This window comes from Scytonema hofmannii PCC 7110 (genome assembly GCF_000346485.2).
GTDB classification, from domain to species: Bacteria; Cyanobacteriota; Cyanobacteriia; order Cyanobacteriales; family Nostocaceae; genus Scytonema; species Scytonema hofmannii.
Window position 1 is genome coordinate 3,694,120 of record NZ_KQ976354.1, and the last position, 21,757, is coordinate 3,715,876.

Consider the following 21,757-nt stretch of genomic DNA (forward strand, 5'->3'; position numbering starts at 1 on the left):
GTGTACACCGTAGTTTATTCAGGTTAGTGCCTATAGGTCGGTAGATATTACAAATTTTAATGCTTACTTACCCAAACAAATTTGTTATATTTTTGGGAAATTCAAAACGATGAAAACAGTTGAATTTTTGTCTTATATCAATAATTTAGGAATAAATGTCTGGGTGGAAAACGATAAGCTGCGCTATCGTTCATTGCCGGGAGTAATGACTCCAGAATTACTGCAAGATTTAAAAGAACACAAAGAGGAATTAATCGCTTTATTGCGCCAACAAGCGGAGGATTTAAGTCAAGCAGAATCCTATGATGTTGTTATTTGTGGCGGTGGATTAGCCGGGTTAACCTTAGCACGACAGTTAAAACTTCAAAATCCTCATATTTCGATTGTTGTTCTCGATAGAATAGCTCGTCCTTTACCTGAAGCTAGTTTTAAAGTGGGAGAGTCAACTGTTGAAGTTGGAGCCTTCTATTTAGCGAATACTCTTCAGTTAACCGATTACTTTGAAGAGCAACATTTAGTAAAGCTGGGATTACGATATTTCTTTAACAATAGTGCTACTAATTTCCAAGAAAGACCCGAATTAGGACTTTCAGAGTTTCATGCTCCCAATTCTTATCAAATAGATAGGGGTAAATTGGAAAATGATTTACGCAAATTTATTGTTGAAGCGGGAGTCGAATTACAGGAAGATTCTTTAGTTAACGAAATCGATCTCGCGGCGGGGTTACAGCAACATCATAAAATTGTTTACACCCAAGGCGATGGAGATCGTAAAAAAACTAACATCATTAAAGCCCGATGGGTAGTTGATGCAATGGGTCGCCGTCGATTTCTACAAAGGAAACTAGAGTTAGATAAACCTAACAACGAGCAATTTAGTGCTGTTTGGTTTCGGGTTGAAGGTCGCTTTGATGTCAGCGATTTTGTTCCTAATAGTGAAGAAAAATGGCATAATCGCGTTCCTAACAAAAACCGTTATTATTCTACCATTCATTTATGCGGCGAAGGGTACTGGGTTTGGACAATTCCTTTGTCTACTGGTCATACCAGTATTGGGATTGTTGCTCGCCAAGACATTCATCCTTTAAAAAATTACCATAACTACGAACTAGCCTATCAGTGGTTACATAAAAATGAACCTATTTTAGCTTTTCACTTAGCAAGTAAACAACCTGAAGACTTTAGGAAAATGCCCAAGTATAGCTACTCCTCTAAACAAGTATTTTCCTACAATCGCTGGGCTTGTGTGGGTGAAGCAGGTACATTTCCCGATCCATTTTATTCTCCGGGTACAGATAATATTGGTTTTGGCAATTCATTAACTGCCCAGATGATTGAACTCGATCTTGAAGGTAAACTTGTTCGGGATACAGTTGAAGATGCTAATCACTTTTATCTAACCTATAGCGATGGAGTAACCTTTAATATTCAAAACGCCTATTATTGTTTGGGTAACGGCACAGTGATGTCCATGAAATTCATTTGGGATGTTTTGTCAGGATGGACATTCAGTGGTTTGATGATGTTTAATTCTATCTTCCTCGATCGAGAATTTAGAATTAAAGTTCAACAAATAAATAGCAAATTTTTCCCCCTTTCCTATCGGATGCAACAGTTATTTCGACATTGGGCTAATAAATCTTTGCATCGGGTTAATTTTGAATTTATTGATTATTTAGCAATTCCTTTTGTTGATGAACTGCGATCGCGGAACTTAAAATATAACCAAACGCACTCGGAAATCATTGAGAATTATGTGATTAGCCTAAAATTGTTGGAGGAAGTGGCGCAAGTTATGTTTCACTTAGCTCTAGAAGATACTATGCCAGAGATGTTACCTAAAGTTAGCTCGCATTCATGGTTAAATGCCTGGGCAATTAGTCTTGATGCTAGTAAATGGGAGGCTGATGGACTGTTTGAGCCTAAGAGTGAACCGCGAAAATTAAACATGATTAAACAACAACTTTGGGAGGCAATTGGCAAATGAAAGTATTTGAATTTTTGTCTTATTTAAATAGTTTAGATATTAAAGTCTGGCTTGAGGAAGAGACGCTACGCTATCAGGCTCCCAAGGGAGTGATGACATCAGAAATTAAGCAAGCAATAGGGACTAGAAAACCCGAAATTCTCGGCTTTTTGAAACAAGCGAAAAAACCTTCTAGTGCTTTTGAATTAGCCATTATTCCTGTCTCACGGGATGAAGATTTACCCCTATCTTTTGCTCAACAGCGACTCTGGTTTGTGCAGCAGCTATCACCCGACAGTAATGCTTACAATCTGTTGGAGGCTCTGCGGCTAGAAGGTGCGCTCAATCTAGTTGCGCTGGAACAGAGTTTAAGTGAACTCATCCGTCGCCACGAGATCTTAAGAACCAATTTTCCAATGGTAGAAGGAAAACCGATCCAGCGAATTGCTCCGCCCAAGGCAGTAACCTTACCAATCCAGGATTTACAAGGTTTATCGACAGAAGAACAAACGGCTCAATTTCGACAGATGGCGATCGCCGCCTCATTAAAACCCTTCGATCTAGCAGGAGAACCCTTAGTACAGTTTACATTACTGAAACTGAGTGACCGGGAGCATATACTCCTGTTGAAGATGCACCACATTATCTACGATGGTTGGTCATTGAGCATCTTCTTCCGTGAATTATCTCAACTCTATGCAGCGTTTGCCCAGGGTTTGCCCTCTCCCCTAACGGAATTACCGATTCAGTACGCGGATTTTGCAGTGTGGCAACGGCAGTGGCTAACGGGTGAAGTCCTCGATCGCCAACTTAATTACTGGCGAGAACAACTAGCAGGGTTAACTCCCATCTTAGAACTGCCAACGGATTATCCTCGTCCCCCAGTTCAGACCTTCCAAGGTGGAGTTGAATGTTTTCGACTGGATCGCGACCTAACGCAACGCCTCAAGCAGTTGAGCCAAGAGTCAGACGCAACGTTGTTTATGACCCTACTGGCAGCTTTTTTGGTCTTAATTTCTCGTTATACTGGTCAGTTAGATATTGTTGTTGGCTCGCCGATCGCCAACCGCAACACTAAGAGCGTCGAGCAGCTCATGGGATTTTTTGCTAATACCTTAGCAATAAGGGGCGATCTCTCTGGAAACCCGAGCTTTCAAGACTTCTACGCCCAAGTGCGGCAAACAACGTTGTCAGCCTATGCCCACCAGGATTTGCCGTTTGAAATGTTGGTGGACAAGTTACAGCTAGACCGAGATTTAAGTCGTAATCCCTTGGTACAGGTGATGTTTTCTCTCCAAAATACCCCCCAGTCTTCTGGCAATTTGTCAGGTTTAACTATGGAGAATATGGCCTTGCCACTTGATGTCAGAGCCAGATTTGACCTGGAAGTAAACTTCTGGGAAGTTCTCGGAGGTCTGGAGGGTGTTTGGTGCTACAACACTGATTTATTTAATGCCAGCACAATTACTCGGATAGGGGAACATTTTCAAACTTTACTAAAAGCAATTGTGGCAAATCCCACGTTGCGAATTTCTGAACTACCCCTGTTGAGTCCAGCAGAGCGTCATCAATTGTTGGTGGAGTGGAACTCGACTCAAGTAGACTATTTCCAAGATAAGTGTATTCATCAGTTGTTTGAAGAGCAAGTTGAGAGGACACCGAATGCAGTGGCGGTTGTGTACGGAAATGAACAACTGACCTACCAGCAGTTGAATTGTCGTGCTAACCAGTTAGCCCATTACTTGCAATCTTTAGGCGTGGGTGCAGAGGTGCTAGTTGGGTTGTGCGTGGAGCGTTCTTTAGAAATGATTGTGGGATTACTGGGCATTCTCAAGGCGGGAGGAGCTTATCTGCCACTCGATCCAGAGTATCCCCAAGAGCGCTTAAGCTTCATGCTCTGTGATGCTCAAATTTCCGTGTTGCTGACCCAGCAATCACTCCTCGACAGATTGCCTGAGTATACTGCACGGTGCGTTTGTTTGGATACAGACTGGCACTTGATTGCTCAATTGAGTCAGGATAATGCGAGCGTAGATGTGCAAGCTAGTAACTTGGCTTATGCGATTTATACATCAGGATCTACAGGTCAGCCTAAAGGAGTTGAAGTTGTTCACCGTAGCGTTAATCGTCTGTTGTTTGGCGTAAATTACGTCGAGATCGATGCCACACAAAGATTTCTTCAGCTAGCCCCAATTTCTTTTGATGCTTCCACCTTCGAGATTTGGGGAGCTTTGTTGCATGGTGCTAGATGCGTTCTGTTCCCAGAGAGTATTCCCACATCTCAAAATCTGGGCGATGAAATCCGCAAGCACGGCATTACTATTTTATGGCTGACGGCAGCTTTATTTAACTCCATAATTGATGATGACGAAAAAGCTCTGTCAGGAATTAAACAGTTACTCATTGGTGGGGAAGCACTTTCAACTGCTCACGTTCAGAAAGCTTTAGCAGCTCTGCCATTGACGCAAATCATTAATGGATACGGACCGACAGAAAGCACAACTTTTACTTGTTGTCACCCTATCTCCAGACAGATTGAGGCAACTATAGAGTCAATCCCCATTGGTCGTCCCATTGCCAACACACAAGTCTACATCTTAGACGAATATCTGCAACCAGTTCCCGTTGGTGTACCAGGAGAATTGCACATTGGTGGTGCAGGATTGGCACGCGGGTATCTCAACCGACCAGAGTTGACACTTGAGAAATTCATCCCCAATCCGTTTAACGGGAGCAGGGAGCAGGGAGCAGGGGAGCAGAGGCGCAGAGGCGTAAAGGAGCAAGAGAGCCAGTGCCGGCGGGTTTCTCAACGTAAGGCGACTGGCGTGAGCACAGGAGAGACAGAAGACCAATTTTTTAATTCCGAGCGGCTTTATAAAACTGGGGATTTAGCACGCTATTTACCAGACGGTAACATTGAATACTTAGGACGACTTGACAATCAAGTAAAAATTCGGGGCTACCGCATTGAGTTGGGAGAAATTGAAACAGTACTGAGCCAACATGACAATGTGCAAGTATCTTGCGTCATTCTCCGTGAAGATACCCCAGGTGAGAAGCGGTTAGTTGCCTACGTGGTGCCGCAAAAACAAATGACACTCACAACAGGCGAACTGCGTCAGTTCCTTGCTAATAAACTGCCTCTCTACATGGTGCCCCAAGCTTTTGTCATCCTGGAGTCCCTACCTTTAACACAAAACGGTAAAGTAGACCACCGTGCATTAAGAGCAATTTCTCACACCAATAACTTAAAAAAATTTGTTGAACCCCGTAACCAATTAGAACTGCAACTCGTACAAATCTGGTCAAAAATTCTTAAGGTTGACTTGGTGGGAGTACAAGATAACTTTTTTGACCTTGGCGGTCATTCCCTTTTAGCTCCTTACTTAATGGCTCAAATTCAGCAGCAGTTTGGGAAAGATTTGCCCTTAACAACCCTTTTTCAAAATCCAACTATTGAACAGTTGGCGACAATTGTGGAAAACGACTCGGGTTACTCTGATTCGTCTTGTTTGGTAGCAATTCAGCCAAACGGTTCAAACTTACCTTTCTTCTGCGTTCCAGGCGCTGGTGGCAAACCTTTCTACTTCTATCACTTAGGGCGTTATTTAGGGATAGACCAACCGTTATATAGTTTTGAAAATAATCTATATGAATTAGAGCCAGCCCCCCGACTTGAAGATATAGCGAGTCATTACATTCAAGCAATGCAAGCTGTACAACCGCAAGGTCCATACTTTTTGGGAGGGCATTCTTATGGAGGTAACGTCGCTTATGAAATGGCGACTCAATTGGTTGAAAAGGGACATGAGGTTGCTCTACTGGTCATGATTGATGCATCTGCATCAACCTATAAAGACAAGCAATTCCTTGCTGATTATATTGATTGGGATGATGCTAGGTGGTTAGCTGAGGTGAGCAAACAAATAAAACTTTATTTAGAAAAAAACGTCGATGTTTCCTACGATACTCTCCAAACTTTGACTACGGAGGAGCAACTAAAATACGTTTTACACTATTTCAAAATGGCTAATATGTTGCCTCCTAATGCTCAAACTACGCAGCTTCAAAATATCGTACAAACTTATAAAACTAGCTGTTTATGTCTAGTTGATTATGTACCAAAACAGATTTATCCTGGTAAACTTACGCTTATACGAGCCAATGAAGATCTCTCGGAAGACCCTAATAGTCATTTAATTGCTGAGGATTCACAGGACTTATCCTTGGGCTGGAGCGAGTTTTGTACCGAACCAGTGGATATCCATTTTTTACTAGGCAATCATATCACGATTATGGCTGAACCCCATGTCCAGGTTTTAGCCGAACGGCTGAAAGCTTGCATTGAGGAAGTGAGGGAGTGAGGGAGTGAGGGAGTGAGGGAGTGAGGGAGTGAGGGCAAGAACGATACCCAATGACAAATGACAAATGACAAATGACAAATAAGTGAGTAAAAATGGATAAAATCGAATACATTAACCAATTTGACAGTTTAATTTTAAATCCGGAGACTAGAAAGATATACGGTCAAAAAGAGTTTTTCAATGTAGGTTATTGGCTCTCGGATACTCAGAATCAGGAGGAAGCCTGTTTTAACCTGATGGAAAAGCTTTTAGCATTTATTCCAGAAAAGAAGGGCACTATCCTTGATGTTGGCTGCGGTTTGGGAGCAACTACCGGTTATCTACTCAAGTATTACTCGCCCCCTGACGTTGTTGGCATTAATATTTCCACTAAGCAACTCGAAAGAAGTGCAGTTAACGCTCCCGGCTGTAACTTAATTTGCATGGATGCCGTGCAGATGGAATTTGAGGATAATTTTTTCGATAACATTATATGTGTTGAAGCAGCATTCTACTTTGATACCAGGGAGCAGTTTCTCAAAGAGGCAGCTCGTGTATTGAAGCCGGGGGGCAATCTGATTCTCTCTGATATCATCTTTGAAAATACACAGTATTTCGGTGATTGGATTGTGACTCCAAAAAATATTGTCAAAGATATTGAGGAGTATAAACATCTTTACCAACAGACAGGATTTCAACTCTTAGAATTTGTAGATTTAACAGATGAATGTTGGAAAAACCACTTCCGCTTTCTAAAATCTTGGTTTGTAAAAGAATTTGAAGTGGGAGATGTAGATGAAGAAACTTATCAGGTAAATGTGGGTGCTATAGATGGTTTGCTAAATACTTCATCTATAGGTTATTTGTTAGTTTCAGCAAAGAAGCCAGTAAAAGTTATTTGATACATAACGGTTTTCTTGATTGAAAAATAGATTGCATACTTTTAGGAGGCAAAACAATGTTTCAGTTGCTATCAGGCAAGAAAGTGGTGATTATTGGCATCAGTTCAGGAGTCGATCTGGCGATCGCCCAAAAAATGGTAGAAGTGGGGGCAAAAGTTATACTTTCCCACTCATCTCAAGAAAAATTAAATGAGGCGATGGCGTTGATTTCTGGAGAAATTGAGGGCAAAACTGTTAATGTGTTGAATGAGGATTCAGTCAATGCTTTTTTTGAGCAGATCGGAAATTTCGATCATTTGGTTGTAACGGCTATGGGAGACAGAAATATGCCGCGATCGCTTTTAGCAGAGATGACTACACAAACTGCTCAAGGTGGGATAGACAAATTCTGGGGAACGTTCTTTGCCGTGCGTGCATCGCTGAAAAATATAGCGACTGACGGCTCCATTACTTTAACATCCAGTGTCACTATGTTCAAATCTTCAAAAATGGGGGGGATTTCAGCGATCGCAGCCGCAAATGGAGCAGTTGCGGCGTTCGGGCGATCGCTGGCGTTAGAAATTTCACCAATTCGGGTCAATGTCATTGCCCCTGGAATAATAGAAGATACAAGTATCTGGAGCAGTCAAAGCGAGTCTGAACGCTCAGATCTAACCAAGTGGGCGATCGCAGCCTTACCTGTCCAGCATCTCGGGCAAGCAGAAGAAGTGGCGCAAGCAGTGTTAAGTTTAATGACGAATCCCTATGTCACAGGGGTTATTTTGCCTGTGGATGGCGGTGTAACCTTGTTGTGATCGCAGTTGGCTCAAATTATGAATTATGAAAAATAAATTTTCTGTAATTCAGCATTTAGGATACATAATTTATTTGATGATTAAGATATTTCAGTTGATTTTTCAAATATGCCTAGCCAAGTTCTTCAAGCTCAACCCTCAAAAAATGCTTTTTCAAGTTTTATTGAATTCTGGAAAGATGTCAAAGCGATCGCTGGTTCTTACTGGTATCCAACAACCCCAGGGGAAAGAGCATTTTCTGATGTGATTCGTTCATGGGGAATGCTGATTCTCCTGATATTACTAATAATCGCGCTTGTTACTACAACTGCTTTTGAAAGTTTTGTTGGTCGCTATTTGGTCGATAGTCTTATTCAAGAAAAAGATTATTCCAAGTTCACTAACACTTTAGCAGTCAATATTGTTGTGCTTGTCTTGGTAACGCTTTTAGTAGGATTTACTAAATTTGTCAGAAAACAAATCGCTCTTGATTGGTATAAATGGCTAAATCATCAAATTTTAGATAAATATTTAAGCAATCGTGCTTATTATAAAATTAACTTTAGAGCCGATGTTGAGAACCCAGATCAACGCATATCCCAAGAACTTGAACCTATTACCAGGAGTGCTCTGAGCTTTTCAGCTACTTTCCTAGAGAAAGTGCTGCAAATGATAACTTTTTTAATAATCATCTGGATAATTTCTCAACAGATCGCTGTTATTATGCTTATTTATACGATTCTAGGAAATTTAATCGCTACTTACCTGAATCAAAAATTGAATAATATTAATCAAGAGGAAATCGCATCTAAAGCTGATTACAATTATTCCTTGACTCACGTGCGGAATCACTCTGAATCGATAGCTTTTTTTCAAGGAGAAAAACAGGAATTAAATATAATTGAGCGCCGATTTAATAATTTTGCCAAAAATATCGACGACAAGATCGGTTGGGAGAGAGGGAGAGATATTTTTAGCAGAGGGTATCAATCTGTGATTCAAATATTCCCCTTTTTAGTACTCGCACCTTTATATATTAGAAATGAAATTGATTTTGGACAACTAGGACAAGCCGCTTTAGCTTGTAATATGTTTGCTATTGCTCTAGGAGAATTAATAACTGAATTTGGAACTTCCGGACAATTTTCTAGTTATGTTGAACGTTTATCTGAGTTTTCAGATGCTTTAGAAGCAGTGACTAAACAACCGGAAAAGGCCAGTACTATTAAAACAATAGAAGAAAACCATATCGCTTTTGAGAATGTCACCTTACAAACGCCCAACTATGAGCAGACAATTGTTGAAGATTTGTCCCTGTCTGTGCAAAAAGGAGAAGGTTTATTGATTGTTGGACCAAGTGGTCGAGGGAAAAGTTCTATCCTACGAGCGATCGCTGGTTTGTGGAATGCGGGAACTGGGCGTCTGGTGCGACCTCCTCTAGAAGAAATTTTATTCTTGCCTCAACGTCCTTACATAATCTTAGGGACTTTACGCGAACAGTTACTCTATCCGAACACGAATCGTCAAAGAACCGACACAGAACTTAAAGAAGTTTTGCAACAAGTCAACTTGCAAAACTTGCTGAGTCGAATCGATGGCTTCGATACAGAAGTTCCTTGGGAGAATATACTATCGTTGGGAGAACAACAACGCCTTGCTTTTGCAAGACTATTAATTACCCATCCAGGCTTTACTATATTAGATGAAGCAACCAGTGCTTTAGATCTGAACAACGAAGGCAATTTATATCAACAATTGCTATCGACGAAAACAACTTTTATCAGTGTTGGACATCGAGAGAGTTTATTTAATTATCATCAATGGGTTTTGGAACTAACACAAGATTCTAGCTGGCAGCTTTTGACTGTGCAAGATTATCGGCAGAAAAACGGCAAAGAAATTATTCCTAATCCTCCTAACAACCCTCAAATTACAATAGATGTTTCACCACAGAACCCATCTCTAAATCAACCAGAAACAAGCACAGTTTCAGGGCTTTCTCATAAAGAAATGCAGAAATTAACAGGCACTTCCATTAACACTATCAGAAGCAAGGCAAGCCTTGGCAAAACTATCACTACTAAGGACGGCTTTACCTACCGCTATAACAAAGATCCCAAGGTGTTGCAATGGGTTAGAGTTTAGAACCATTTAGAAGCGGTAAGCTGAGACGCACTTAAATTTTAAAGCTGAAAACCTTACAGCAAGACTTTCAAGCTCCAAAAAGTACAATTTAGATGCGCGACAGCTTATGAACTACTATGAGCAGAAATACCAAGCCCTGAATCATCTGAAGAAAAAGGCTTAGTCTAATAGAGGCTGTAGTGGTGTATGGTCGCGGCTCACTAAGAATTCTGGTCTGGGTTTCCCTTTAAAGCTTGGTATATTGTTGATGCTGTTATAAGTGATAATGAGAAGCCTGCGGTCGTAAGGAGAAATGTTGGGTGCCGATCCGTGTACTAAATTACAGTGAAAAAAAAGGACAGACCCTGAAGGACCTTTTGGTGCAACAAGACCTTTTTCATTAGCTAGTTTGGCGATCGTTTCTTTACCGAGGGAGTACTTGAGAGCCGCACTAACATTAGATTTCCAGTCATTTTTTTGACCATTAACTTCAGACGACTCTATTTGTCCCAAGTGAACAAGACTCTCTTTGTGAGAACCAGGAATAAAATACATAGGTCCGTTAAACTCATTAAATTCATCCAAAAAAACGGCTACATTCAATGCTTTAGGAGATGGCATACCATCTTCTCGATCCCAAAATACAAAGTCTTGATGCCACGGCCACAAATCTCCTCCAAAAGCTGCTTTAAAATTGATTTTAAATTGGTAAACATAGACATCACTATTGAGAATTTCGCAAGCAGATGTTAGGAGACTGGGGTGACGAACCAAGGAATCAAAAATTTCTGTTGTGGTGTGGCATCCGTGAAGAGCGCGAACTGTTTTGTTATCTTTTTCTAAAATCCGTCCTGGTGTATCTTTTACTATCAAATCCTCAACAGCAGCTTGCATTGCCGCGACTTCTTTTGTTGAGAAAAGCTCTAGGATAAATAGTAGACCATGTTCTCCATAATATTCTATTTGCTCTTGTGTTAATTTCATGGTTTTCTCCATTTGATTGGTATAGGACATACATAACTATTGTTTTGATGCTTCAAACCAACTCATCACTAATAAACACTTTAGTTGATTCATACTCTGTAAATTGCAAACCTTTTCTCAATGGCGATCGCTCTTTTTAAAAAAATCCTCTTGATAAGTTTTTGGCTCATACAACTTCGACGATGCCCGCTTATTCAAGCAACTATGTAGTGCATTTCAATCAAAACGTGGTGGCTTTTTCCAATCAAACGGTTCTGTAGTATCAAGAAGATTAATTTTTAATTAAACTCGTTTTTTAGAGAATACGCTTAACTTCGACCTAAAAATTATCTCTCCTTCATCAACAAAATGCAATACTAATTAAAAAATGTCAGGAGACAGTTAAGACAGTTAAGACAGTTAAGACAGTTAAGCAGATAATTAAAATATTTACAACATTCAATAAAGAATAATTACAAAATCTAAATTTATCTAATTTTTTTACGACTCTATTGCTGTTTAGGGGAGGGTAGGAACAATGGAATTTGGGCTAATTGCGCTCATGATTTGATGCGCTAATTCTCCATTGTATTCGATATAAATCTGCCACGAAAGAAGGTAAAATTCGTGGAGCGAGGACATTAAATATTTGATTTTTCTGCATACCTAGTTTTCAGTATCTAGTTCCCAGTATTATTACTTGATATTGTGTTTCTTGTGTTATTATTGAAGGAATGGTATAAATAAATCGCTCAAACAAAATTTTCAGGAGGAAATAAATATGTCTACAAAGACAGTAGAATCAGCAGGTATCGAAGCTGTACCATTTTTTGCACGCTTCTTGGAAGATCAATCTGTATTAGCGAAGTCAGAAGAGCCTCCTGCAGAGCCTCCTGCAGATCGTCCTCCAGTTCCTCCTTATCCTCCTCTTCCTTTCACCATCAAATATCCTTCTGATTGGGAAGATCGCTAGATCTAGTACAAAAAGGCTGACGTATGAAGGCTGAAATGAAAGTAGTGAGCCTATACTGCAAGCTGTATACAAATTTGCAATGGTAGTCTTATTTCTGCGGGCTATTACCACCTCGTTCCCAGGCTCCGCCTGGGAACGAGAGTTGGGGAGCTACCCATCAGAATTAATGTAGCTATCATAATTAAATCTTAACACTTGCTCAGAAAAGGTTTTATGCACCTGTCGCGTGATGTTGTTTTATTAATCACCCATAGCGGTGATTTCTTCACAATAGATAGAGTGGCAGAAGCTTTGTCAAAAAGAGGAGCGCAACCATTCCGCTTGGACACTGATAAGTTTCCTCTGGAAGTACAATTAACAGCGCACTTTGACAAGTCCAAAAGCTACCATAGGCTAGAACATGGTATCGACTCTATCAGCACAGAGCAGGTGCAAGCTGTTTGGATGCGTCGCATTTGGGAACCAGAATTAAGTCACGAATTAGCACCAAAGTTCCAAGCAGCCTGTGTTCGAGAATCACAGGCAACTTTAGATGGTTTTTGGGACAGTCTTAGGGAAGCTCATTGGGTAGATAATTTAGAGCGGATAAATTTTGCACACAATAAGCTGCGTCAACTGCGAGTCGCTTCTGAAGTAGGTTTTGTAACTCCTCGGACTCTTATCACTAATAAAGCTGAAGCAGTACGAGAGTTTTTTCAACACGTCAACGGAAGAATGGTGAGCAAACTGTTAACTGCTCTTTCCCGCAGTATGGAACCTACCTCGTTCTTCCTTTACACCAGTGTTGTTAAAGAGGAAGATTTGCATGATGCTGAGTCACTGCGCTATTGTCCAATGGTTTTTCAAGAACAAATTCCCAAGCAGTGGGAATTGCGGGTGGTGTATGTGAACGGCAATGTCTTTGTAGGGGCGCTAGATGCGTCTGTTTGTCCAGCATCACAAGTGGATTGGCGGATTCCTGGTGCTGAAATTGTTTCATGGCAACATCATCAGATCCCTGATGAAGTCGTTCGTCGTCTTAAAACCTTTATGGCTAGATTTGGGCTTTTGTTTGGAGCCTTTGATTTTATCCTCACACCATCAGGAGAATATGTGTTTTTGGAAATTAACCCCATAGGAGAGTGGGGAATGTTGGAACGAGATTTGGACTTGCCGATATCTCATGCGATCGCAGACACTTTACTCCAAAGGAAGGATAATGGCTAAAATTTCATAATTCATAATTCATAATTCATAATTTTTATGACAGTGTTAATAGTTACTTTTAGCCAAGACAACGAGAGCATTGCTCTAGTCACTAAAGCAATTGAGGCATTAGGAGAAAAAGCATTTCGTTTTGATACAGACAGATTTCCTATCGAAGTGCAGTTAGATATTTACCATGGTGAATCAGAGCGCGGAATTATTACTGATGGCGAACAGAAGCTAGATTTGAATGAGGTGTCCTCAGTTTGGTATCGGCGAATGCGCTATGGGGAAAAAATTCCCGACACGATGGACAAGCAATTTAGAGAAGCCTCTATTAAAGAATCTCGCGCTACTGTTAGGGGTTTGATTGCTAGCATCAAGGGATTCCACTTTGACAAAATGTCAAATGTGGATCTGACTAATAATAAGCAACTACAGCTGCAAGTCGCACGAGAGGTTGGTCTTTTAACTCCGCGTACCTTAACTTCAAATAATCCAGAAGCTGTGAAGCAATTTGCCTCTGAGTGTAAGGAGCAGGGTATAGTTACAAAGATGCTTTCTTCCTTTGCTATCTTTGGCGATAAGGGGGAAGAGTTTGTGGTTTTCACGAATCCAGTGACAGATGACGATTTGGAAAATCTTGAAGGATTGCGTTTTTGTCCGATGACGTTTCAAGAAAATGTGCCAAAGGCGCTAGAGTTGCGGACTACTATTGTGGGACAGCGTGTATTTACTGCTGCAGTAGACTCCCAACGTTTGCAGAGAGCTACTTACGACTGGCGCAAAGAGGGGAAAGCTTTATGCGAGAGTTGGCAACCTTACGACTTGCCTGAGAGTGTTGAGAAAAAGCTTCTTAAACTGATGGCTTATTTTGGTTTAAACTATGGAGCGATGGATATTATCGTTACACCCGATGGTCGGCATATCTTCCTTGAGGTTAACCCAGTTGGGGAATTTTTCTGGCTGGAGATGTTTTCACCACACTTCCCAATTTCTCAAGCAATTGCCGAAATTCTGCATACTGGTGTGGGCTTGTCAAGAAATTGAGAAGTTCGTCCGATGCTTTATTCAAAATTCTATTTTTGGAATATGCAAACTCAAGTTGCTCGCGATCGAGATATGACAAATCCTCTTTCAGGTTTTACTCAATTTTGGGAGGATGTCAGCGTAGTGGCTCAACCTTACTGGTATCCAACAGAACCTGGGGACAGAGCATTTTCAGACGTGATTCGCTCGTGGGGGATGCTTGCTCTCCTGATATTATTAATAATCTCGCTCGTGGGCGTAAGTGCTTTCAATAGCTTCTGGAATCGCCATGTGCTTGATATAGTTATCGAACAGAAAGACCTGTCTAAATATATTGATACGCTATGGATTTCTACCCTTGGTATTTTGGTAGTAACCCTCTTGGTAGCATTTTCTAGATATGTCAGAAAAAGAATCGCTCTTGATTGGTACACATGGCTGAATAACCACATTTTAGAACAATATTTGAGCAAGCAAGCCTATTATAAAATTAATTTTAAATCCGATATTGGTAACCCAGATCAACGCATATCTCAAGAAATTGAACCAATTACTAGCAGTGCTTTACTCTTTTCAGCAACTTTCCTAGAAAAAATGCTGGAAATGATAAGTTTTTTAGTCATTCTCTGGACAATTTCCTCACAAATTGCTATTTATCTAGTTATTTATACGATTGTCGGTAATTTGATAGCTGTTTACTTGACTCGAGAACTAAATAAAATTAATCAAGAAGAACTTGAGTTTAAAGCTGACTTTGCTTATTGTCTGACTCACGTTCGGAAACACGCTGAGTCGATAGCTTTTTTCCAAGGAGAAGAGAAAGAATTAAATATAATTAATCGAAGATTTAATAATGTTCTGAAAAATGCAGAACGCAGGCTGAACTGGGAAAGAGGTCAAGATATTTTTAACAGATCGTATCAGTCGGCTATCACTGTATTTTCAATGTTTATACTTACACCTTTATTTATTACAGGGAAAATTGATTATGGAGAAATTAACCAAGTCAGTTTTTGTTGCTTTCTGTTTTCTAACGCTTTGGGAGAATTAATAGCTCTATTTGGAAATTCAGGGCGGTTTTCTAGTTACGTTGAGCGCTTGGCTGAGTTTTCGGATGCGTTAGAAGTTGTTACTAAACAACCAGACAATGTCAGTACTATTAAAATCATAGAAGACAAGCGTTTGGCTTTTGAGAATGTCACCTTACAAACACCAAACTATGAACAGGCGATTGTCGAAAACTTGTCACTGTCTGTTCAATCAGGAGAAGGATTATTGATTGTTGGACCAAGTGGAAGAGGAAAAAGTTCTCTATTGAGAGCGATCGCTGGGTTATGGAATGCGGGGACTGGGCGTCTGATGCGACCTCCCCGAGAAGAAGTTTTATTTTTGCCCCAACGTCCTTATATAATTTTAGGAACTTTACGCGAACAGTTACTCTATCCTCATACAAGACAAATGAGCGACCCCGAACTTGAAGAAGTTTTGCGACAAGTTAATCTCCAAAATTTGCTTCCCCGTGTGGATGGCTTTGACACAGAAGTTCCTTGGGAAAATATATTGTCGTTAGGAGAACAGCAACGTCTTGCTTTTGCACGGTTATTAATTACTCACCCTAGCTTTACTATCTTAGATGAAGCAACGAGTGCTTTAGATTTAAACAATGAAGAGAATTTATATCAAAAATTACACCAAACGAAAACAACTTTTATCAGTGTTGGGCATAGGGAAAGTCTCTTGAATTATCATCAATGGGTTTTAGACCTTTCCGAAGGTTCTACTTGGCAACTTCTGACTGTAGAGGATTATCAATTACAAAAAGAAATTGTCGTAGCTCCACCCGGTAAAGGCTCAAATCACAAAAGACGGTCTATCGCTACTAAGAAGGCGTAACCGCTCGCTACAACGAACACTTAAAGGTGTTAAAATAAGAGATACATTAGTGAGGATGCCAACTACAGGTTCATTGGAACTTGGCGATCGCATAGTTCCATCATATCAACAGCAATGCTAATTCGAAACAAAAAAAAACTAATTACTTTTGAAACTATTAGAATTTATGAAAAAACTTATCAATTACCCATTCTAAAAAATCCTAAATTAAAAAAAATTCAAAAAAAAATTCAAGAATGTCAAATCTTACTGAAAGAAGGTATTAAATATCATTCTTACTTTTGGGACAAAATTAAACGAAAACAAGAAATAAGTCAAGGGCAAACTTTTATAGAAATTAAATCATTAATGAGAGATTATACTCAAATTATTGATTTTGTAGAGAATTATAAAGATAGTTATCAAGAGTTTTTGTTAAAACTTACAGATGACTGGAAAGATTTATGCAATCAAAAATCCCTTGAAATTAAAAAGATAAATGATGAAAGAAATAAATTAGAAATAAAAAATTATAAAAACGATCAAATTCTTGAGAAACTGAAATGGGAAAAACAAGAAAATTTAAAATCGATTTTACTATTAAGCAATACTAACTTTTTAATGTTAGAAAAAATTCAGTTATTGACTGAAGGAATTAAAAATATAGCAGAAGATACTAAAAAGCAAAAAGACACTATTCAGCAAATAGTTAAAGATTTGGAGGTGTATCAAGAGATTTATGAATACCAGATAAGAGCTACCAAAATTCGTCAAGAAATAGCAAAAATAGCTGAAACTGCAATCAATCTTGAAAATTTTTTACAAGATTACTTTAGTCCCTTTCAATCTTTAATAGATGAAGTGGTAAAATTAGATGCAGATTTTTACATAACTGTAGGGGAAATTAAAAATTTAGCAGATAGTGCTTTAAATTCTCCATTGAGTTTATTAAAACTACAAGAATCTAATATAATTTCTGAAAAACTTATCGATTTATTAGTGGCAAGTTATGAAAAAAAAGATAGATTAAAAGATGCTTTTAATAAGTCACAACTATTAGACGGACAATTTCAGAATTTTGAATTAAGTGATGATGTAATCAATTTAGATAAAGTTATTTACTTAATATCTAATTACACATCAGATCGACTTGTCGTACAAAGAAAATTGCTGGGAATAGAAGAGACAAATGTTGTCGATACAAATTCTATACTTTCTCTTGAAAAAATAGAATTGGTGGACACAAGCAATAATGATGTTACGTTGCTCGAAGAATTTAAAAGCAGTAAAAATATCGATTACAGTCAACTACAGAATCTCCTCGAACAGTACAAGTGGAAAGAAGCCGATATTGAAACTGCTAAATTAATGCTAAAAATTATGGGTAGGAATGATTGGAATGAAGTTTACAAAGAAGATATTAGTAACTTTTCTTGTAAAGCTCTTCATACCATCGATCGCCTTTGGCAACAATACAGCCGTGGTTATTTCGGCTTTAGTATTCAGCAAAGTATTTGGAACGAAATAGGTGGTCAAGTAGATTATGAAACAGAAAAGAGACTTGGCGATCGCCTTGGTTGGCGAAAGGAGGGAATCTGGTTAGAATATGACCAACTTACTTTTAATTTATCCCCCATGATACCCATGGGACATCTACCAGTCAAATGGTTACATTATGACCAGAATATTTTTGACCTATCCCTAAATTCATCTGCAGAACCCCTTTCAATGGGAGCTTGGCGGGTGGGGTCTTGGCTGGTGTGGCAGATGCACTTATTCTTTTCTCGTGTAAAAATTTGTAACGATACATTCTCATGACTAACGAGCGCTCAAAAATAGAGCTAATCAAGAATATGAATCTCTCTGATGTAGAAATAGAAATTTTACTTTTTGGAAAATGGCGTTTTAATACAGATTGGGAAAAATTTGCTATCTCATTTAAAGATGATATGACCTATGAGCAAACCAGAATTCAAACATTCTTTTTATCCAAACCTAAAGAATTGATAACAGGTAACAAATTTACTGGCGTGTGGCATATAAATGACAGAAAATTGTGTTTAATTGTTAAAACTGTTCCCAAGTCATTTTTCAATTTCCAGTTACCAATATTACCTAGAGTATATCTTGCGGATATGGTAGCTAGTGTCAGTTCTTTGCTGATAACAGAAGTGTATGAAATTATTCAAATCAATAGTTCTTACTTTCTAGCAAGGGATGTAGATAAATTTTTGGTAGGTACAAAGGTAAGTTAATTATTGTCGGCTTTTCCGATAATTTTTATGCCAAAAACTTTTAAACTTTTACCTCGCTCGCTAACAGCGATTGAAGTCAACTCTTTGCCCAACAAATAAAAACTACCTGCAATGCTGACAGAACTGTACAGTTCATTCTTGGCTTTGTTAATTGTTATGATTGCATTTTTCTTGTTGTTAGCTCCTTTGAGCATTAAAACACCAAAATTGAAGCTACCAGAAATAGTTAATCTGCTGCTATTAACGCCAGCAGTGACGTTAGCAAAATTATACCCTAGAAACTTGAGGTTTCCCGCAATACTAGCAGAGTTATCGATATTACCATTAGTCTTTTTGTTTAAAGTAACTGTAGCACCACTAAAAGCTAAAATGCCAAAATTGATATCACTCTTAGCCTGAAATCCACTTTGATTAAGGCTGATACCTGATGAGGTGAATTGTTTGCCAAGGAGAGTAATATCACCGATCCCAAAAATCTTTTTATTTGTCAAGTCAAGTTTGAAACTGGGAACATTCAGCTTTAAAATCTCTCCTAAACCAAGAGAAACCTTATCAAGGGTGACTTTCTGAGTATTAAATGATAAGATACCCCTCCCCAAAGATTGATTAAAAGCTGCGATATTTGCCTCTCCCGACGCACTCCGATTTGTCAAGCTAACCGTGAGAGTTGGAATATCGACAGTCAAGAAACCTGCTAAATTCAGCTTGGTGTTCTTCAGCGTCAGACTATCCTTGGTAACATTAAACGTGCAACCTGCTAAAGTATTACCCAACACTAAAATCGTGCCAGTACCACTCCCACAGCCAGATTTCAACTCGATACTTAGGGTATCAACATCGATCGCTACCAGATTAGCCAAACTCAGGTCAAAGTTTTTAAAGACGGCATTAGTAGGCGTAATCTGAAATTCAACATTTGCAATTTCATTGTCAAGAAGCTTAACATAACCATCCCCCATGAGATATTGCTGATTGGGCGTTACTTTCAAAGCTAAGTCTAAACTATTGTCATTCGTTCCCCCAATTTTTAGAAATCCTAAATCAATTTCAGGAACATTCAAAGAACCTTCAACTTTACTGAAAGTTTTGTCGCCTTGAAGGATTAAGGTTGCTTCATGTCCCCAAGCAGTCATCTTGCCATTAATTTCTAACCCTTCTGAGATCGGTTGACTCGCAATTGTCGTTGGGAAAAGAACATACTTTACTAAGGGATCGAGTTTTCCGTCTCCATGGCGATCGATGGATTCGATATTTAAGTCCAGAAAGGTATTTAAAAATTCTAATGTTTTGTTTACTAAACCGATTGAGGAACTTGCTTGCTTTAAAACACCAGAAGCGATTGGTCCTTGCCACAAATCTACTAAGTTAACTGGCTGATAGGTAGTTAAAATAAAAGCTAATTTCTTAGGATCGTTAGTGTCCAAGAGAAATGCTACCTCAAGGTCTATGTCTTGCCATTTTAAATCTCCAATGAAACCAAAGTTATCGAAGTAGGGAGGTAAATAAGTTCCACCTCCTTGAAAACCAATATTGCGAAGTTCAGTTCCCATCAAACCATAGGGATTATACCAAGAGTTTTGGCCTTCTTGAAAAAAGCATGCACTTATGGATTCAGGTTCGAGGACAAGTTTACCAGCAAGAAATAATACAGGTTCGCCGTTTTGCGTGGGATCGTAGCCTTGGATAGCCAAGTTTCCGGTTACTCCAAAACTTGGTTTTAAATCAGATCCAATATCTAGCCCTATAAGCAGATTACTAAACGTAGCATTAAAATCGTTTAGGGAATATAGCAGAATATTTCTTTGAATATTACCCGTTAAATTTACTAATCCTACCGGATTGAAACTAATATAAACCTTTAAACAACTAACTCCTAACTGACTGTGAAGAAAATTAGCAAAATTTGCATGGATATTGGCAAAATTAGTATCTCCAATAAAGTTAAAGCCTTCGCTTAAACTAATTCGACCTAACTCTGAATGTGTGAAACAATGGCTGAAATTGGTTATAATCAATTCTGGATTCATTAACTGCAAGCTTTTAAGGATAGGAATTCCACTTGTTAAGCAAGCAAAATCAATATCCTTAGATAATTTATAAGTTAATGTAGTTTCGTTTTCAAATTTCAAGTGAACCTTTTGGCAGTTTAATAATCCTTCTAAACTGAATTCGACTCCTCGTTCTTTTTTGAAAAAACCGATCTTTGGTTCAGATAGTTCAATTTCAGGTTTGTCAAAAATTCCGCTAATAATTCCATCAATTGCCATTTTCATGTATGGGACATTAGTATCAAAAATAAAAATATCCTCTAAATTGAAATTAAAATTATTGATAAATTTTAAGTAAATTCCTGTATTTGACAATATTAAAGCTACATTCTCTCTAGATTCAAGCTTTAATTTGAAAGCATCAGGTAAAGTCATTCCTCCTAAATGGTTGAATAACCTAATAATATTCTTTGGATTAACATCAGGGATAGTCACTTGATAGGACAAATTGCTTGTATCAAATCCCATAATATTTAGACTGGGATTCCAGACAGGAAAAACACTAAAGAGATCGTTATTTTTTTTGAAACCTAAGTTAACAGATAAGTTCTCCAACATTCCCCGAATATCAACTTCTCCCCAGAAGTTAAGGTTAAGAAAATCACTGCCAATTTGCAATTCAATATTAGTGTTCGTTGCTGCTAATAAGAAGTCATTAATATCTCTGGGCAATGGCTCAAAACTCTTCAACAATCTCATGATTTCTTCTTGGGATATCTGCTGTATTTGAGTATCAAAACTCGTATTTGTTGGTTGAAAATCTTTAAGAGTAATAACTGGATTGTTAATCATAGATAAATACTTAGAAATATTCATGGTCGAGAATGAACTTGGTAATCAAGTTAAATTAATTGTTAATATTGTGCTATTCAGTCTACTCTGAAAATAAATTTTTATCTATAGTCCTGTTCCAGTGTCTCTGGCTGTGAACTCTACCACAGAATGCAGAAAGCAAGCCTCTCTTTCGCTATACAGGAGGCTCCGCCTCACATAAGTCATTCCCAGGCTGAGCCTGGGAACGAGGTGACTGGTGGTTCGCCACATAAGTTTTGATGGGTAAGTGGACAGACCCCCCTCTCTTGTTCCCAGCTTCTCAAAGCAAGTGTGGTGGAGTAGTAGTTACAGAGAAGTTACAATTTGTCATGTTTATTTATAAAAGGTTTTAAATATCTTAACTATCTTCTTAAAGATCTTAACTGTCTCCTTAAACGTCTTAACTGTTTTAACTTTCTGCTTAACTATATACAGAACTTTCTTAACCGCTATTGCATTTGATTGAGAAAACTGAGAAGATCTGTTTGCTCAGTATGCAGAAAAATCAATA

13 protein-coding genes are annotated in these 21,757 nt (G+C 38.7%); 11 read left to right on the top strand and 2 right to left on the bottom strand.

Annotated elements, in window-relative coordinates; all coding sequences use genetic code 11:
* The first annotated feature begins 109 nt into the window (after positions 1–109).
* The 5 genes from WA1_RS15430 (at position 110) to WA1_RS15450 (ending at position 10,129) form a co-directional block, all read left to right on the top strand.
* Entirely contained in the window at positions 110–1,987 is a 1,878-nt protein-coding gene (locus tag WA1_RS15430; RefSeq protein ID WP_017742657.1) for a TubC N-terminal docking domain-related protein, read from the top strand.
* On the top strand, positions 1,984–6,330 hold the full coding sequence (locus tag WA1_RS15435; protein WP_017742658.1) for a non-ribosomal peptide synthetase: 4,347 nt from the start codon (positions 1,984–1,986) through the stop codon (positions 6,328–6,330). The genes WA1_RS15430 and WA1_RS15435 overlap by 4 nt, the downstream gene beginning before the upstream one ends.
* A gap of 92 nt (positions 6,331–6,422) precedes the next feature.
* Positions 6,423–7,211, top strand: a complete 789-nt coding sequence (locus tag WA1_RS15440; protein ID WP_017742659.1) for a class I SAM-dependent methyltransferase — start codon at positions 6,423–6,425, stop codon at positions 7,209–7,211.
* Between the two features lie 56 nt (positions 7,212–7,267).
* Positions 7,268–8,005 (top strand): SDR family oxidoreductase, encoded by a 738-nt coding sequence (locus WA1_RS15445; RefSeq protein ID WP_017742660.1) that lies wholly within the window; start codon positions 7,268–7,270, stop codon positions 8,003–8,005.
* 108 nt (positions 8,006–8,113) lie between these two features.
* Positions 8,114–10,129 carry an ABC transporter ATP-binding protein/permease gene (locus WA1_RS15450; RefSeq protein WP_017742661.1) on the top strand — a complete coding sequence of 672 codons (2,016 nt, stop codon included), beginning with the start codon at positions 8,114–8,116 and terminating at the stop codon, positions 10,127–10,129.
* Positions 10,130–10,288: 159 nt separating this feature from the next.
* On the opposite strand, the gene WA1_RS15455 is transcribed toward WA1_RS15450, so the two are convergent.
* Positions 10,289–11,092 (bottom strand): phytanoyl-CoA dioxygenase family protein, encoded by an 804-nt coding sequence (locus WA1_RS15455; RefSeq protein ID WP_017742662.1) that lies wholly within the window; start codon positions 11,090–11,092, stop codon positions 10,289–10,291.
* Positions 11,093–11,852: 760 nt separating this feature from the next.
* Here WA1_RS15455 and WA1_RS15460 point away from each other — a divergent pair.
* From WA1_RS15460 to WA1_RS15485, 6 genes are all read left to right on the top strand, one after another.
* Complete coding sequence (locus WA1_RS15460) at positions 11,853–12,044, top strand: microviridin/marinostatin family tricyclic proteinase inhibitor (RefSeq protein ID WP_017742663.1); 192 nt, start codon at positions 11,853–11,855, stop codon at positions 12,042–12,044.
* A 213-nt stretch (positions 12,045–12,257) separates the two neighbouring features.
* Positions 12,258–13,250, top strand: coding sequence for an MvdC family ATP-grasp ribosomal peptide maturase (locus WA1_RS15465; RefSeq protein ID WP_017742664.1), 993 nt, complete (start codon positions 12,258–12,260; stop codon positions 13,248–13,250).
* Positions 13,251–13,286: 36 nt separating this feature from the next.
* The gene (locus WA1_RS15470) at positions 13,287–14,279 is read left to right on the top strand and encodes an MvdD family ATP-grasp ribosomal peptide maturase (RefSeq protein ID WP_017742665.1); all 993 of its coding nucleotides are present in this window, start codon (positions 13,287–13,289) and stop codon (positions 14,277–14,279) included.
* Between the two features lie 42 nt (positions 14,280–14,321).
* A complete protein-coding gene (locus tag WA1_RS15475) occupies positions 14,322–16,151 on the top strand; it encodes an ABC transporter ATP-binding protein/permease (protein ID WP_017742666.1) in 1,830 nt (609 codons plus the stop codon).
* A gap of 114 nt (positions 16,152–16,265) precedes the next feature.
* Positions 16,266–17,948 carry a GUN4 domain-containing protein gene (locus WA1_RS15480; RefSeq protein WP_017742667.1) on the top strand — a complete coding sequence of 561 codons (1,683 nt, stop codon included), beginning with the start codon at positions 16,266–16,268 and terminating at the stop codon, positions 17,946–17,948.
* Positions 17,945–18,385, top strand: a complete 441-nt coding sequence (locus WA1_RS15485) for a hypothetical protein (protein WP_272819146.1) — start codon at positions 17,945–17,947, stop codon at positions 18,383–18,385. Before WA1_RS15480 ends, WA1_RS15485 begins: the two co-directional genes overlap by 4 nt.
* On the opposite strand, the gene WA1_RS15490 is transcribed toward WA1_RS15485, so the two are convergent.
* Positions 18,382–21,225 carry a hypothetical protein gene (locus WA1_RS15490; protein ID WP_201789096.1) on the bottom strand — a complete coding sequence of 948 codons (2,844 nt, stop codon included), beginning with the start codon at positions 21,223–21,225 and terminating at the stop codon, positions 18,382–18,384. The two genes, WA1_RS15485 and WA1_RS15490, sit on opposite strands and share 4 nt — an antisense overlap.
* Between the last annotated feature and the right edge of the window lie 532 nt (positions 21,226–21,757).

Excerpts from the sequence above, each read along its gene's own strand:
- WA1_RS15430 (WP_017742657.1), top strand. The coding sequence starts at position 110 with ATGAAAACAGTTGAATTTTTGTCTTATATCAATAATTTAGGAATAAAT.
- WA1_RS15435 (WP_017742658.1), top strand. The coding sequence starts at position 1,984 with ATGAAAGTATTTGAATTTTTGTCTTATTTAAATAGTTTAGATATTAAA.
- WA1_RS15440 (WP_017742659.1), top strand. The coding sequence starts at position 6,423 with ATGGATAAAATCGAATACATTAACCAATTTGACAGTTTAATTTTAAAT.
- WA1_RS15445 (WP_017742660.1), top strand. The coding sequence starts at position 7,268 with ATGTTTCAGTTGCTATCAGGCAAGAAAGTGGTGATTATTGGCATCAGT.
- WA1_RS15450 (WP_017742661.1), top strand. The coding sequence starts at position 8,114 with ATGCCTAGCCAAGTTCTTCAAGCTCAACCCTCAAAAAATGCTTTTTCA.
- WA1_RS15455 (WP_017742662.1), bottom strand. The coding sequence starts at position 11,092 with ATGAAATTAACACAAGAGCAAATAGAATATTATGGAGAACATGGTCTA.
- WA1_RS15460 (WP_017742663.1), top strand. The coding sequence starts at position 11,853 with ATGTCTACAAAGACAGTAGAATCAGCAGGTATCGAAGCTGTACCATTT.
- WA1_RS15465 (WP_017742664.1), top strand. The coding sequence starts at position 12,258 with ATGCACCTGTCGCGTGATGTTGTTTTATTAATCACCCATAGCGGTGAT.
- WA1_RS15470 (WP_017742665.1), top strand. The coding sequence starts at position 13,287 with ATGACAGTGTTAATAGTTACTTTTAGCCAAGACAACGAGAGCATTGCT.
- WA1_RS15475 (WP_017742666.1), top strand. The coding sequence starts at position 14,322 with ATGCAAACTCAAGTTGCTCGCGATCGAGATATGACAAATCCTCTTTCA.
- WA1_RS15480 (WP_017742667.1), top strand. The coding sequence starts at position 16,266 with ATGCTAATTCGAAACAAAAAAAAACTAATTACTTTTGAAACTATTAGA.
- WA1_RS15485 (WP_272819146.1), top strand. The coding sequence starts at position 17,945 with ATGACTAACGAGCGCTCAAAAATAGAGCTAATCAAGAATATGAATCTC.
- WA1_RS15490 (WP_201789096.1), bottom strand. The coding sequence starts at position 21,225 with ATGATTAACAATCCAGTTATTACTCTTAAAGATTTTCAACCAACAAAT.